General features: G+C 34.1%; 14 protein-coding genes. 7 read left to right on the forward strand and 7 right to left on the reverse strand.

Going from position 1 to position 15,292, the window contains the following annotated elements; translation table 11 throughout:
* The first annotated feature begins 1 nt into the window (after position 1).
* The 4 genes from ACFFLS_RS10130 (at position 2) to ACFFLS_RS10145 (ending at position 3,919) form a co-directional block, all read left to right on the forward strand.
* Positions 2 to 658 carry a hypothetical protein gene (locus tag ACFFLS_RS10130; protein WP_379685079.1) on the forward strand — a complete coding sequence of 219 codons (657 nt, stop codon included), beginning with the start codon at positions 2 to 4 and terminating at the stop codon, positions 656 to 658.
* A gap of 39 nt (positions 659 to 697) precedes the next feature.
* Complete coding sequence (locus ACFFLS_RS10135) at positions 698 to 2,875, forward strand: fibronectin type III domain-containing protein (protein ID WP_379685077.1); 2,178 nt, start codon at positions 698 to 700, stop codon at positions 2,873 to 2,875.
* Between the two features lie 116 nt (positions 2,876 to 2,991).
* Positions 2,992 to 3,459, forward strand: coding sequence for a phage holin family protein (locus ACFFLS_RS10140; RefSeq protein ID WP_379685075.1), 468 nt, complete (start codon positions 2,992 to 2,994; stop codon positions 3,457 to 3,459).
* A gap of 148 nt (positions 3,460 to 3,607) precedes the next feature.
* Positions 3,608 to 3,919 (forward strand): winged helix-turn-helix transcriptional regulator, encoded by a 312-nt coding sequence (locus ACFFLS_RS10145; protein WP_379685073.1) that lies wholly within the window; start codon positions 3,608 to 3,610, stop codon positions 3,917 to 3,919.
* A gap of 54 nt (positions 3,920 to 3,973) precedes the next feature.
* On the opposite strand, the gene ACFFLS_RS10150 is transcribed toward ACFFLS_RS10145, so the two are convergent.
* Both ACFFLS_RS10150 and ACFFLS_RS10155 read right to left on the reverse strand, forming a co-directional pair.
* The gene (locus tag ACFFLS_RS10150; protein ID WP_379685071.1) at positions 3,974 to 4,279 is read right to left on the reverse strand and encodes a hypothetical protein; all 306 of its coding nucleotides are present in this window, start codon (positions 4,277 to 4,279) and stop codon (positions 3,974 to 3,976) included.
* Positions 4,280 to 4,432: 153 nt separating this feature from the next.
* A complete protein-coding gene (locus ACFFLS_RS10155; protein WP_379685070.1) occupies positions 4,433 to 5,275 on the reverse strand; it encodes a leucine-rich repeat domain-containing protein in 843 nt (280 codons plus the stop codon).
* A 169-nt stretch (positions 5,276 to 5,444) separates the two neighbouring features.
* Between ACFFLS_RS10155 and ACFFLS_RS10160 the strand changes: the two genes are divergently transcribed.
* Both ACFFLS_RS10160 and ACFFLS_RS10165 read left to right on the forward strand, forming a co-directional pair.
* A complete protein-coding gene (locus ACFFLS_RS10160; RefSeq protein WP_379685068.1) occupies positions 5,445 to 5,933 on the forward strand; it encodes a DUF1761 domain-containing protein in 489 nt (162 codons plus the stop codon).
* Between the two features lie 118 nt (positions 5,934 to 6,051).
* A complete protein-coding gene (locus ACFFLS_RS10165; protein ID WP_379685066.1) occupies positions 6,052 to 7,197 on the forward strand; it encodes a peptidogalycan biosysnthesis protein in 1,146 nt (381 codons plus the stop codon).
* A 16-nt stretch (positions 7,198 to 7,213) separates the two neighbouring features.
* On the opposite strand, the gene ACFFLS_RS10170 is transcribed toward ACFFLS_RS10165, so the two are convergent.
* Positions 7,214 to 8,083 (reverse strand): diacylglycerol/lipid kinase family protein, encoded by an 870-nt coding sequence (locus ACFFLS_RS10170; protein ID WP_379685064.1) that lies wholly within the window; start codon positions 8,081 to 8,083, stop codon positions 7,214 to 7,216.
* A 56-nt stretch (positions 8,084 to 8,139) separates the two neighbouring features.
* Here ACFFLS_RS10170 and ACFFLS_RS10175 point away from each other — a divergent pair, with 56 nt between their 5' ends.
* Positions 8,140 to 9,099, forward strand: coding sequence for an App1 family protein phosphatidate phosphatase (locus ACFFLS_RS10175; RefSeq protein WP_379685062.1), 960 nt, complete (start codon positions 8,140 to 8,142; stop codon positions 9,097 to 9,099).
* A gap of 88 nt (positions 9,100 to 9,187) precedes the next feature.
* Here ACFFLS_RS10175 and ACFFLS_RS10180 read toward each other — a convergent pair whose 3' ends face one another.
* The 4 genes from ACFFLS_RS10180 to ACFFLS_RS10195 all read right to left on the reverse strand — a co-directional run bounded on the left by ACFFLS_RS10180 (position 9,188) and on the right by ACFFLS_RS10195 (position 15,292).
* Positions 9,188 to 11,101: an ABC-F family ATP-binding cassette domain-containing protein gene (locus ACFFLS_RS10180; RefSeq protein ID WP_379685061.1), complete on the reverse strand. Its 1,914-nt coding sequence runs from the start codon at positions 11,099 to 11,101 to the stop codon at positions 9,188 to 9,190.
* Positions 11,102 to 11,337: 236 nt separating this feature from the next.
* Entirely contained in the window at positions 11,338 to 12,336 is a 999-nt protein-coding gene (locus ACFFLS_RS10185) for a TerC/Alx family metal homeostasis membrane protein (protein WP_379685059.1), read from the reverse strand.
* Between the two features lie 31 nt (positions 12,337 to 12,367).
* On the reverse strand, positions 12,368 to 13,879 hold the full coding sequence (locus ACFFLS_RS10190) for a helix-hairpin-helix domain-containing protein (RefSeq protein ID WP_379685058.1): 1,512 nt from the start codon (positions 13,877 to 13,879) through the stop codon (positions 12,368 to 12,370).
* Between the two features lie 3 nt (positions 13,880 to 13,882).
* Positions 13,883 to 15,292: a PP2C family serine/threonine-protein phosphatase gene (locus tag ACFFLS_RS10195; RefSeq protein WP_379685056.1), complete on the reverse strand. Its 1,410-nt coding sequence runs from the start codon at positions 15,290 to 15,292 to the stop codon at positions 13,883 to 13,885.

Here is a 15,292-nt window from a genome sequence, read left to right on the forward strand (position 1 = left end):
AATGAATAAATACACCATTTTAAAATGGGAAAAGCTCTTGTTGTGGCTCATCCCTCCTATTCTCAGGAAAAAAACACATTATGACTGGCTCAATGCTCTACTGAAACCGCTTCATACCATTTACGAAGAGACACTTTACAAGATGCAGCATACTGGACAAGTAATCTATCTGGAAAAAGTATTGAACGAAGCTTTTAACGTGTCCAAAAATTACAATCCAAACTTCAGTATCGAACAAAAAAGGCAGGAAAGATTAATTTATATCGATGAATCTGTCAAGCCTACATTACAATATCTATATCTCCACAAAGAATATTATGAGCCAGACAAAACCTTGGAGAATGGAAATAAAGTTCAAGGAGATTTGAGAATTCCGTTGTTTGAGATTTTTAGAAATTTTGAATATACAGACAAGGACAAAAAACCTGTTTATCTCGCGCATCGTAAAGATTACACCAAAGTAAATTATGCCAATTTCAGGGTGTTTATACCTAAAGATTTAATAACAAACGGAACTCTTCTTATAGAATCTAAAGAAGGTAATTACAATCCTTCAGAAGCTATTAACATTGGTACGAGAGAATATCATAATCTTCTTAATTTCTACAAATTGGCCGGCAAAAGCTATGAAAGCTATGCCTATACAGTAGAAAACTAAAAGCAAATACAAAACGAAAAGACATTTAAATTAATCAAAATGAAACAAGTAAATTTTAGGCATGCGGGAGGATTTCCGCTCGAGCAGGAAACTTTAGAAAGACTTCAGACAGCTTACCGATCTGAGTTGTATGAAGCCATAAAAAGACATTTAAGTATCGAGCCTGGTACCAATTACATAATAGCTCCGGCCACTGAAAATTCAAAGGGCTGGGCAGTCATCCATCAATATGAAGTAGATGCCACGGGCGAAACAACCCTTCAAGGAATTTTATATCCGATTACTAATCATCCAGTAACAGAATTTTTAAGAACAACCAGAACCGAAACCAATTTAATTTACGGAACAGGCACCTCTCAAACTGCTTATTTGGATTATGAGGCAACGTATATTAGTGAAGAAGATTTTAACAACAAAACGCCTGGAGATGAAGAAGATGAAAAAGTAAGGGTTTATGATTTTTATGACACCAAAAATGTTGGATTTTCAAAAGTAAAAGATATCAAGGCAATTGAAGAAATTCTGGATTCAATAGATTCACAGATTACAACCATCAAAACCGATATCAATACAATTAACCAAACTTATCTTCCGCTTAACGGCTCAAAAGCAATGGAGGGAGATTTAAGTTTGGGTACCCATCAATTATTTCTAAATAATTTAAATACAGCAACTTCAAATGATTATTTATTAGCGATAAACAATCAAAATCAGGTTGTTAAAAACAGTACTTTGCTGCAATCGTTAGTTGACCGTATTGTCACATTAGAAGGAAAACAATCAACAGCTGTACCGATAGGAATGATTGCAATCTGGGGCAAACCAAAACCGTTTCCAGAGGGTTGGGAAGAATACGTACCTTTACAGGGAAGAATGCCAATTGGCTTAGACGCAAATGATGTATTATTTAATACACTACTAAATTACGGTGGTAATAAAAATAAAATATTAGGAATTAATGAAATTCCGCCACATACACATGGTTTTAAAGCATACATCCAAAGCGGATCCAATGATGGCTCTGGTGGCGAAGCCGCTGGATATTTTCAAGACACCACTACGGGAAGTACAGGAGGCGGTCAATCTTTTTCACTTTTAAATCCTTACAGAGTAGTCTATTTTATTGAATATACAGGACGTCCAAGTGATAAAACACCACCAACAAGTCCTTCCAATTTGACCGCTTCAAATGTTTTTAATAAAAGTTTAATCTTGAACTGGACAACATCTACAGACAATGTTGGTGTTACTAATTATATTGTTTACCAAAATGGTTCGCTACTTGCTACTTTATCAAGAAATACGTTTTCTTATCCAGTAACCGGATTAACTGCCGATACTGAGTATTCTTTTTCTGTTATTGCGAAAGATGCAGCTGAAAATGAATCTGCTCCTGCAATTTTATCTGTGAAGACGGCCGTTACACCTACTCCACTTGCAAGACCTTTATCTATAAGCTGCGACATGCAAGGTTTAGAAAAGATAATCATCACATGGGTTCCAGCCTATAATGACAGACCTGTCACTTTTCTTTTAAATAGAAGAATAGATGATGTTGATTATGGATCTTGGCCTGTTTCAGATCCTGATTCATTCACAGCTATCGATTATGGCGAAGGAAGTTCTTATCCAGCAACCCATTACTACAAAATGAAAGTTGTTGATGAAGCCGGAAACGAATCTCCATATACTGACGAAGTTTCCGTACGAGTAGAACCATTTGGAAATGCTTGCTTTGACATTGAATCTCCTGTAACAATGGCGTCGGGACATTCTAAGAAACTGAAGAATATTGTAGTGGGAGACAAACTACAAGGATTTAGTTTCCCAAATGAAATTGATGAATCGGAGGGAGATTACATGCTTTGGGAAGGAAAATTAGCCGAAGCTTCAAAAGTCGAAGTTGTTGTAGTCGCTAAACGTACCAGCACACAACCTAATTATTATGAAATTAGAACTGCTGACAGTATCCTAAAAGTTACGGCAGAACACCCTCTGTTAATTACTGAAGACGGTGAAAATGTAAAATGGGCAAGTGTTAAGAATGTTTCGGAAAACATGTTGATGGTTGATAAAACAGGAAAAACAAAAGCCATCGAATCAATCATCTTTAAAGAAGAACCTCTTGAAGTAGCATTATTAGATGTCGAAGATGTAGATAACTATATTATTTCGGGAATTGTTGCACACAATAGTAAACCAGCAAATCCTCTATAATTTATGTTCTTCATTAATCTTTTGGGGCAAAAAGCCCCAAAAGATTAATCAAAAAACACAACGGTTTAAAAGCCATGCCCTTAAAATCTACAATAAAAAATTAACAAAAAGGAAAAATGATGATGAATAAAATTTCAGAATATTTAAATGAAATAAAACTACTGCTGTATGTGATTTTTATTTATTTAGAAATGGATACGGGAATTGTTAAAGTGTTGTTTTACCTAATGGTTATGGATACTTTTTTAGGCGTTACCAAAACCATCGTATTAAATAATCCTTTTAGCTTTAAAAAATTGGCATTAGGATTTGTTTCCAAATTAGCCGTGCTGCTTATTCCGACAGCTCTCGCACTCATGAGCATCGGACTCAATTACAACTTTAAATGGTTTGTAACTATCGTAATGGATTTATTGATTGTTAGTGATGGCATTTCGATCATCAGCAATATTATCGCTATAAAAACGAAAAAAGAAGTCGAAAATTTCGATGCCATGACATTAATTCTAAAATCCATCAGAAATCGGCTGATTCTGATTTTCAAAAGATTATTGATTACGATAGACCCAAAAAATATCCTTTAGAGAAATAAACTAAAAAACTAAGCTTCAGAGAAATCCGAAGCTTTTTTATTTGTCTTTTATAAAATTTACTATCCATTCTACAATTCGCTTTTTACTTTATTCCTATATTTGACAAAATCTTCCATTAAATTTAAACTTAAGTCTAACTATGGCTGCTAATCAATCACAGGAGAAAACAGAAACTTGTCCGGCTCAAGCTCTTTTAAAATTATTATCGGGTAAATGGAAAGCCGAAATTTTTAAGCTTGCAGTCGAATCTCCACTTCGCTTTAACAGCCTTTTGCGTCAGATTCCAGGTTCAAATAAACAATCTCTGGCCGTTGCTTTGCGCGAAATGGAAGAAGAAGGTTTGTTAGAAAAAATCGTCATCAAAGAAAAACCGCTTCATATAGAATATTATATTACCGAAAAAGGAAAACTTTTTATTCCTGTTTTTCAGCAATTGGAGAGCTTATCCTAACAAAAAAAATCATTCAGCTGAATGATCTTTTTTTATATTTTATTTTAAAAATAATTAAGCTCTAAACAAAGCATATTTGTTGTAGTTGAACAAAACCAAATCGTAAGGCACTAAAAGCGGTGCAATTTTTTCTGATGAAGCTTCAAATGTAATTCCGTTATGTTTTCTAAACAAATAAATCTCTTTCAGGCAGTTTGACAAACTTTGGTGAATTTCTGAAGTAAAAATAGGAAGCTGTTTATCGCCTACTAAAAGATCAATTTGATAGTTTGAACTGCTTTTAGACAAATTATTTCCAATAATTCTTAACGTAAAAACAGTTGATTTTCCGTATTGCTGTCCTTGATATTTTATAGTCATAATCGTGATTATTAAAGGTTATTATTACAGCTGAAAAAACAGCTTTATTTCTTTCTAAAAATAAAAATATAAAAAATTGGGTAAATCCAAAAATACTGCAACAATTAATTACTGCCTTTTAGATTATTTTGTAAAAAAAGGTTGCTGCTATAACTATTGTAGTTTCTCCTGATCTGCTATTTCAAGTAAAAATAGTTTTTCGTTTTCGTCCCGCATGGTCAAATTAAGAGCATCCAGCAAAGCAATATTTTTTGAAGCCGTACCTGTAAATTTATTGTAAGACAGATTAAGTTCAGTAAGCTTTTGCAGTTTTTCAATTGCTGTCGGAATTACGCCTTCGAAGTTATTATCAAATAAACTAAAATTTTCAAGAAAACTAAAATTTGCAATTTCACTATTCAAATCTCCAGACAACTTATTATTGTTCAAAAGCAACACTCTTAAATTGATAAGTTTGTAGAATGACAATGGTAGGTTTCCTTGAATTTCATTATTAAAAATGGCCAAAATTTGTAATTGACTTAGTTTTCCAATTTCTAAAGGCAGTTCTCCTGAAAGTTTATTTTTATAAAGTTCCAGATCTTTGAGTTTTTCTAATGCAGCAATTCCTGACGGAAGAGAACCCGAAATTTGATTATTTGAAAAATTCAAAATTTCTAGTTCTTTAAAATTCTGAATTGAATTCGAAATCTTGCCGTTGATTTTATTGTTCTGAAGTTTTAATTTTTCTAGATTTGTCAAATCAAAAAAAGCTTCTGGAAGCTCGCCTTGCAAATTATTAGACGACAAATCTATTTCGACAACCTTGCCATTTTTTACCACAACTCCGTACCATTCTGAAACAGAAAGCGATAAATTCCATTTTATATTCCAAGCAGATCCTTTTGTGGAGTGGTAAAGTTTTATAAGCGCTTCTTTTTCTTTTACGGAAACAGTAGCGGCAAACGCATTTAGAGAAAAAACAAAACTTAAGATAAAGGCAGATAAAATTCGCATTATGGTTTCTACAATTAGAATTCGGCGGCAAAAGTATCGTTTTTCAACACTATAAACTATTAAATTCCTATAAAGTATTTATAAAGAAACAATTAACAAGATTTAAAAAAAATCGAGCATCTTCTTTTTTTATTTACATTTGACTAACTAATTCTAAAAACCTCATAATATGGAAATTAACTATTCTATTTTCTTCATTGCCGCAATTGTAACTTTGTTTGTCGGATTTGTTTGGTACCATCCAAAAGTTTTTGGAACCATCTGGATGAAAGAAAACAATTTTACCCAAGAAGAACTTCGAAAAGGCAATATGCTTAAAATATTCGGACTTACGTACCTTTTTTCAGTGATGCTTGCTTCGGCTTTGCTTTCCTTTACAATTCACCAATCTGGTGCCATCGGAATGGTTGGTGGTCCACCTGAAATTGCTGCTGCTAAACCTTCTTTTCATGCTTTTATGGCCGATTACGGTACACGCTTTCGTACGTTTAAACATGGAGCACTTCATGGTTTTATTTCCGGTTTATTTTTTGCTTTGCCAATTATTGGAATCAATGGTTTATTCGAAAGAAAATCCTGGAAATACATTTTGATACATGCTGGCTATTGGATTGTTTCATTAACTATCATGGGCGGTCTTATTTGTCAATTTGCATAAATAAAAAAAATCAAAAACCCGTTTGAAATATAAAGTCAGACGGGTTTTCTTAATATTAACTTAAAGAAAGTCAGTTATTCTAAATATTAGCTAATTTTGAAGAAATTAGTCGACTCTCTTGAATACAAATTACTCTTTCAAAATTTACAACAGCGCAGCATTAGTACCTCAAGAATGGAATGTGCTTGCTGCTTCCAATATTTTTTTGACACGAGAATATCTCGAAATACTCGAAAATTCTTGCCCAGTAAATATGATTTGCCATTTTATCGGTTTTTTTGAAGAAGAAAAACTTATCGGAATCGCGTTGACTCAGTTTTTATTTGCTGAAAGATTGGAGTCATTCGGAGAACGTGACCAATGCCTTAAAACTTCTGTTCGCAATTTTGCTTTTAAGAATTTTGCTTCACATGTATTATTTGTCGGCAACAATATGCTTACTGGCCAAAACGCATTTGCATTTGCCGCAGATGTGAAAGAATCAAAATTTATAAAAACACTTCATAAAGCCATAACACGGCTTAAAAAAGAACTGAAAGCCAGTGGCAAAAAAGTACACATTACCAGCATAAAAGATTTTACAGCTTCGGAAATTAAACCGCTTCAAGCCGAATTTAAAAACAATTATACGTTTTCGACTCAGCCAAATATGATTTTTTCCATTAATGAAAACTGGAAAACCGAACAGGATTATATCGACGCACTCTCAAAAAAATATCGAGATCAATACAAACGCGCTCGTAAAAAATCTGAGGGAATCCTAAAACAAAAAATGACATTGGAGGACATTAGAAAATATGAAGATGTTATTTACGATTTGTATTTTCATGTGGCCAAAAATGCTCCTTTCAACACTTTTTTTCTGGCTCGAAATCATTTCAGTTTTTTTAAGGAAATCATGCAGGAAAACTTTTTATTGTATGGTTATTTTCTGAATGAAAAGCTTATCGGTTTCAATACCTTAATCAAAAACGGTGATGTGATGGATACTTATTTTTTAGGATACGACGAAAGCATACAACGCGAAAAAATGCTGTATCTTAATATGCTGTACGACATGATTGCTTATTCTATAAAAAAAGGGTTTAAAGAAATTGTTTTTGCCAGAACTGCTCTAGAAATTAAAAGTTCTGTGGGCGCCAAACCGATAAAAATGTACGGATTAATCACCCACAGTAATGCTTTAATCAACCACAACATAGGCCGTTTTTTTAATTATCTCGAGCCAAAAACAGAATGGCAGGAACGAAATCCGTTTAAGTAATTAAATATTTTTTGAGCTACGGAGTTGCAATTTTGAGCTGCTTATGCAAAATATGAATTTCTAAAGACGTCTGCGCACCGCAATATTCTCCATCAATCTGAAAATTCACTGGCTGATTTGTTTTTATATCTGCTTTATCCGTTGAAATAATTACGATGTCATCTGAATCAATTGGCATATTTCCGGTGATAATTTTTCCGATTAAAAGCAAATCGAGACTTTTTAGGATTACTAATTCAAATTTACCATCGTTCATGGCGCCATTGGGATTTATAGTCACACCTGTTCCGTATTTCTGAGAATTAGCTACCACAATCATCCTCGCAGTATGTTCTACCGTTTCGTTGTTGGCTGTAATCGAAGCCGTAAAAGGTTCTCCTGAATCTTTTAATGTTGTAAAAGCTTGCATTGCATAGCCCCAAAACCCTCTTAAATCGCTTTGTTCGTAATTTTTTACCAAATCGGCATTAAGCCCTAAATCACTTAAATGAATGCTTTTTTTGCCGTTTATACAAATCATATCCATTTCGATATAATGATGCAGAAAAGCAATTTTCAAATTTTCTTCTACTGTTGCAGGAAGATTCAAATCGACTGACAAACCGTTTGCTGAACCGGCAGGAATGATTCCGATTATTACATCGTGGTCTTCCATCGCTTCGGCAGTCATTTTTATGGTTCCGTCGCCGCCAGCAACGACAATTCGTTCTGGCTGGAATTCGTTATAAAGTGTCTGAATGTTTTTTATATCATTTTTTCCAGTAGTTTCATAAACGTTGAGGTTCATATTATGGACAGCTGCAAACTCCTGCGCTGCTTCAACTAAATCAGATTTATCAAGGTCCCCAGAAATCGGATTTACAATAAATAAGGCGTTCTTTTTCAAAATTATATTTTTAAAACCAATTAAATTAAGTAATTTACATATATAAAAGTACGCAAATGAGACCAATTCTACAATTATATCGAGGTTATGCAAACGAGCAGGAATTAATTGTAATGGGGCATGTTTTTAAAAGAGAATTTAATTATGATTTTCAGAAAAAAAACCTAAAAAATGCCAAATCAATCATCAATTTATTCCGCATAAAAACCTTAGAAAATTTCGATGTTTATTTAAAATATGACGGACAGGAAATTCATACCAAAACATTAGATGACGGCTATTTTAAATTCTGTATACCGTTGGAAAAAGCAGAACATTTTGGCTGGATGAATTATGAAGCCTACATTCTTCACAATAACCAAAAAATCAATTGTACAGGAAATTTTATAAGACCGCATAAAGGAAATCTCGGAATTATTTCAGACATCGATGATACTTTCCTGATTTCGCATACGCGGAATTTTCTAATGAAACTGTATATTTTGTTGTTTAAAAACGTAAACGACCGCAAAGTTTTTAAGAATGTCGTTCCGCATTATCAAGCATTAAGCGCCGCAGGAAGAAACGATGAAGAAGAACAAAATGCTTTTTTTTATATTTCGAGCAGCGAATGGAACCTTTATCGTTTTATTGTAAAATTCACCAAAATACACAAACTTCCCAAAGCGGTTCTTTTGCTAAAAGATATTAAAAGAGGAATGACCGATTTTTTTATGAGCGGACGCGGGAGCCATAATCATAAATTTGAAAAAATAAAACATGTCGTAGAATTTTATCCAACCTTAAAATATGTATTGCTTGGAGACGATTCGCAACACGATCCGGTTTTATACGAACGGATTTGCAAAATATTTCCTGTTACGGTAACGGCAGTTTATATTAGACAAACTGGGAAAAACAAAAAAGAATCGACTTTAAAAATTCTGAAAAATCTCGAAAGTTTAGAAGTTGAGGTTTGCTATTTTAAAGACAGTGAAGAAGCAATAGCGCACTCTAAATCTATTGGAATTATTTGATGATTTGTTTCAAGTTTCAGGTTTCAAGTTTCAAGTTTCAAGTTTCTGTATAACCTGAAACTTGAAACTTGAAACAAAAACAAAAAATCTAAGCATTAAGACTATCAATCTCTTCCTGCACGGTTTCCCAGTCGGTAAGCAATTGATCTAATTCTTGTTTCTTTTTGTTGTATGCGGTAAAAAATGAAGCGTCTTCTGCGTGTTTATCATAATTAGAAGCCAGCATTTTATCATCGTGCTGAATATCTTTTTCTAATTGCTGAATCTGGCTTTCGATTTTGCTCAATCGATTCTGAAGCGCTTTTCCTTTTTTCTGATCTTCGTATGATACTTTAGGAACTTCTTTTACTGGAGAGGCTTTAACAACGTCTTTTTTCTCCACTTCACGCATATTCTCAAGATTGCGCTGCTCTAAGAAAAAGTTGATATCTCCCAGATATTCTTTTATTTTCTGATCTTTAAATTCGTAAACAATATTTGACATTCCTTGAAGAAAATCCCTGTCGTGCGACACCAAAAGCAAGGTTCCTCCAAATTTTTGAAGCGCCGCTTTTAGTACATTTTTAGATTTGATATCTAAGTGGTTTGTCGGCTCATCCATCAACAACACGTTAATCGGCTGCAATAATAATTTACAAAGCGCCAAGCGGTTACGCTCACCTCCTGAAAGTACTTTTACTTTTTTCTCTACATCATCTCCACGGAAAAGAAAAGAACCTAACATATCACGTACTTTCATACGGTTTGTGTCGGTTGCTGCATCTTCCATCGTTTGCAGTAAAGTTATTTCTCCATCCAAATATTCTGCCTGATTTTGAGCAAAATATCCCAACTGTACGTTGTGTCCTAATTTGATATTTCCTTGGTATTCAAACTCGTTTACCAATGCTTTAATGAAAGTCGATTTTCCTTGTCCGTTTTGTCCAACGAAAGCGATTTTACTGCCTCTTTCAACCAATAAACTGATATCTTTAAGAATCGTTTTGTCTCCGTAAGCTTTTGTTACATTTTCAGCTTCAATAACCACTTTTCCTGGTTCTTTCGAAACTGGAAATGAAATATTCATAACCGAATTGTCGTCTTCATCAACTTCAATTCGCTCTACTTTATCTAATTTTTTAATCAGCGACTGCGCCATTGAAGCTTTTGAAGCCTTGGCACGGAATTTCTCGATTAATTTTTCGGTTTCCTCTATCTTTTTCTGCTGATTTTTTTGCGTTGCTAATTGCTTTTCGCGGATTTCATGACGCAATTCCAAATACTGTGAATAAGGTTTATTGAAATCGTATGCTTTTCCTAACGAAATTTCGATAGTACGATTTGTTACATTATCTAAAAACATTTTATCGTGCGATACAATTACCACAACTCCCGGATAATTTCGAAGGAAATTTTCCAACCAGATAATACTTTCGATATCCAAGTGGTTCGTAGGCTCATCCAGCAATAAAACATCATTGGACTGCAATAACAATTTAGCCAATTCGATACGCATTCTCCATCCTCCAGAAAAAGTTTCCGTCTGATTGTTAAACACTTCTCTTTTAAAACCTAAACCTAAAAGAATTTTCTCTGTATCTCCTACATAATTGTAACCACCTAAAAGTTCAAAACGATGTGTGTAATCAGACAAATCTTCGATAATCTGTCCATATTCCTCGCTTTCATAATCGGTTCTGGTTACCAATAGATGATTGATTTGTTCTAATTTTTTTTCTACAATCTTAATTTCTGTAAAAGCTTCATATGCTTCTTCTAAAACAGTTCTTCCTTGTTCAAAATCAATGTCCTGACGCAAAAAGCCCATTCGGATGTCTTTTTCCTGTGAAATGACTCCTGAATCGGGTTTAAAATCTCCGGCTAGCATTTTAAGCATTGTCGATTTACCGGCTCCGTTTTTACCCACAAGACCAACACGGTCGCCTGCACCTAAACGAAAAGTAACTTCTTCAAATAAATAAGTCCCACCAAAAGAAACTGAAAGATTGTGTATGTTAAGCATAATTTGTAACTATTGTTAAGCAGTTCTGATGAAAAATCACTGCTTTTTTTGAAAGTGCAAAAGTATGATAATTAATTTAAGTTTCTGCTGTTGACAGCAAAACAAATAAAACTGCAGTTATTTTTATTTCTTTTTGAATTTTAGCCGTTTATGTTTTGAAACCTTGATTTGACGCCAATAAAAAAGCGGATGAAAATTGATTTCTTTTCATCCGCTTAAAATTATATTTTATTTCCTTATTCTTCTTTTGGCTCAGGAAGCAAAATAGACGCAACTACAGAAATGATAAGAACTCCTCCAATTACTAATAAAGAGTAAATAGAATCGATATGGTAAAATGGCGAAATGATCATTTTAATTCCGATAAAAGAAAGGATAATGGCAAGTCCATATTGTAATTTACTGAATAAGTGAATGAAGTTATCCAATAAAAAGAACAATGCTCTTAATCCTAAAATTGCAAAAATATTTGAAGTATACAGGATAAATGGATCGTTTGAAATTGCAAAAATTGCCGGAATAGAATCTACTGCAAACAATAAATCTGTAAATTCAATTACTGCCACAACTACTAAAAGCGGTGTTGCTAGCTTTTTACCGTTTTCAAAAGTAAAGAATTTATCGCCGTCGTATTTATCGCTTACTTTAAAAAACTTTCTGATCAATCTTGCACCACGTGTATTGTTGTAATCTTCATCGTCGTCGTCGTCTCCTGAAGACCATGATTTGATACCTGCATAAACCAAGAACAGACCAAAAGCAGTCATAATCAAGTTAATGTCGTACTTAAATCCTTCTATTCCCGCAAGGCCTAAAAGCTTGTTCAAATACGTCAATTCGATTAAGAAAGCACCTGAGAATATAAATATAGCTCTTAAAACCAAGGCTCCAATGATACCCCAAAATAAAACTTTATGTTTATTCTGATTAGCGACATCAAAAAACTTAAAAACTAAAATAAAAACAAAAAGGTTGTCTACAGAAAGTGCTTTTTCGATCCAATAAGCAGATTGAAATTCGTAAAATTTCGCCGCTCCCGCAAAATGGTACACTAGACCACTGAAAATCATCGCTAAGCTAATCCAGACTAATGACCAAGTGATAGCCTCTTTATTGCTTACAACGTGGCTTTTTTTATTAAAGATTCCTAAATCCAGCAGCAGCATTATGACTACGGCAACCGCAAAAACGATAATTAAACCGGGGTGTTCTGAAAAGATTGGGTGTTGATTCATTTTTTAAATAATTGATTAAGTTAAAATTTTATTATGTATTGGCCATTGTTACTACTATCACTCTACCTCCTTCTTCATTTGAAAGAAGTATTTTTTTACCGTCTGTAAGTTCGATCATCGTTCCAATTGGAATTTCCTTGTCTTCTGTTAAATCTTTTAATGAAGTCAGTTTCTGATTGACAAAAACCCACTTATCATTAAAAAAAGTAAAATAACCTACTGGCAGTTTCTGCTGAGGTGTTATTTTCTCATTTCTCACAATATTACGATTAACATGCCATTGAAACAAATATTGATCATTATAAACCATCAGCCTATGATTTTCGGGCTTCCAAACGGTATCCTGAAATTGATAATACAAATCTAAAACGGGAAGTGTTCCTTTGTGAGGCGTACCGCAAAACGGGCATTTCGGACTGTTGGTATTATCAAAAACATACCATTTCTGGTCGCACGAAACATTGTGGCAACGCTGCATCAAATCGGTGGTTTTCAATAAAGCAATTTCCCATTCTTCAGCATTTGGACGTTGCATCGGGTTGTGAAGCCCGTCTACAAAAACTTTATCGAATAATGCCTTTAAATAAGGCCCTGTAAGTGTATAAGGAAGTTTATCTATGTCCGCCCAAGGAAGATCCCACTTTGATACCTGGTTAAGCTTTGGACGATTTGTCGGGTCTGTTGGATGCTCTATAAACATCGCTTTTTCTCCCATCGAAAGCAAATCGTCTTTTTCAGTATCCAAATCGTGTACTTTTCCTCCTTTTAATGGATGCCTGTGAAGCAGAAACATGTAAATTAAAACTGGCAACGCATGCAAATCGGTTAATCGACTTGGCAGTTTTCGGTTGGGATCTGCTTTGTCCAAATGTTTGGTCGAAAGTACTTCTGGCGCAATAAACTCAGCCGTTCCGATTACTTCTGCGGGAAATAACCCTGGCACTACCAATCCGTCCAAATCAATCATACAAGCCGATTTCTGAATCGGATCTATCAAAACATTATTATATGACAAATCAGAATGCGCCAATCCCATGGCGTGCATTTTTTTTACACCTCGTGCCAAATTAACACAGACCTGAAAATAACTCAGCCAATCTCCTAATTCAGATTTTGCAACACGAAGCGGAAATGCGGGATTTCTAAATTTAGAACCTGCAAACCACTTTCCGTTTTTTTCTTTTCCTTGAATTAAATCACTGGTTTCATAACCTTTCTTAAAGAAAAACTTCATGTCGTAAATTGGCACGATAATTCCAGTTAATCCTTTATGTTCGATTACATCTGTCGGCCATCGGTAGACTTCTTTCAGATAATAATCGCCAGCTTCGCCATTCTGAATCTGCGAAAGGTATTTGTTCGTAATGCGCTGTAGCCTTTCTTTTTGGTTAAAATCCAGTTTTTCTCTAAAAATGGCTACGACATATTTTTTATCAGGACTAAAATAAACATCCTTTACACCACCGCGCATCGGTTCGCCATTATCGACAAACTGATAGGATTTTGCAGGATCGTTAATTGATTTTACAGTTATTATACTCATGATTTAGTAAATTATAGCGAGCGTTCTGTCATCATGGTTTCCTGGACTCCAAAAATCCATCCATTCAGAAAGCTGTGCTGCAATTTCAGTATTATCTTTATTAAATTCGACTTTAATTCCGTCTTCATTATTTCCTTGTAGATCATTTAGGAATTCATTCCATTTTTCAATTTTCTCCAAACTCGCTTCCACTACAAATTTAGGATCGTAAATTCCGTCCGTCATCAGCATCAAATACGAAAAATCGTCAATCAGTTTAAAACCAAATCTTGAAGAAAATTTATCATTTTGAAAAATTTCCGGCATTGTTATAAATCGCGTACCACCTCCAAAATCGCCTACATCAAGCCAGTTCATTAATTTGATTTCAGTAAGTTCCTTATTCAATAATCCGATTGGGCAATCACCGATTCCAAAAGTCAGTACGGCATATCCAAAATCGTATTTTTTAACCAAAGCAAAAATTAGAGTAGCGTGGAAATTTTTTAATTCCGCTTCACTTTTCAAAGCTGCCTCTTCAATCTTCTGATGGGCAAAATAAGCTGCTTTTGAAAGATTATGATACACAAAATGGCTTATTTTTTTTGAAGTTTCATCGGTAACTTTTTTATGGTGTTCTGCCAAAACAGCATCAAATTCTTTAAAAGCTTCCGCATTTAAATTCTCTTCAAAATATTCGATAACCGAATTGCACGCAAGTTTAGAACCTTGTCTTGACAAACTTGCTGAACCAGCGCCGTCTGAAACCGCAGCCACACTCCAACCGATTTCTTTAAAATTTTTAAATGCAAAATCATCTTCACGAAAAGAACCTGCATTGGCATGACTTCTTCCTCTTTTAGAAGCGATTACAATATTTTTATCTAAAAATTTATCTGAAACTGTGGCAATGTCTGATTTCCAGAATGGGTCGTTTTTATCGCTTTCTAGATTTTTCCATAATGATTTTGGATCTGGATTTACGATAAGTGTAATTATCTTTTCATTCAAAACAGAATCTTCTGGTTCGCCTTCAATCCTAAACAATGCTTTTAATTTTAAATCACCGCTTATTTCTGGTACTCCGTAAAGTATTTCATCATTCAAATCAAATATTAAACCTGAATTTTCTAAACCTTTGATTTCAAAAAAAACAATATCATTCCAGCCCAAAGCTGCAAAATCAATTTTGGCCTGATATTTTTTGTTGACAGTCCCGTTCGGAATTAAAACGGCTTGTGTCAAAATATCGTCAATTCTATTTTTCAAAATCCAATTCTGCATGATTATTTTTTGGTGTTCCTGAATTATTTTTACTGCATTGATATTGATTTCATTCGAAGCAAATTCCTCAAAAAGAGCTGCTTTTCTTGATGAAATATCGATTTTCTTTTGGGATAAAAAAGACTGTATATATCTTTTGGTGTCATCCAT

Source organism: Flavobacterium procerum (assembly GCF_042431625.1).
Classification (GTDB): domain Bacteria; phylum Bacteroidota; class Bacteroidia; order Flavobacteriales; family Flavobacteriaceae; genus Flavobacterium; species Flavobacterium procerum.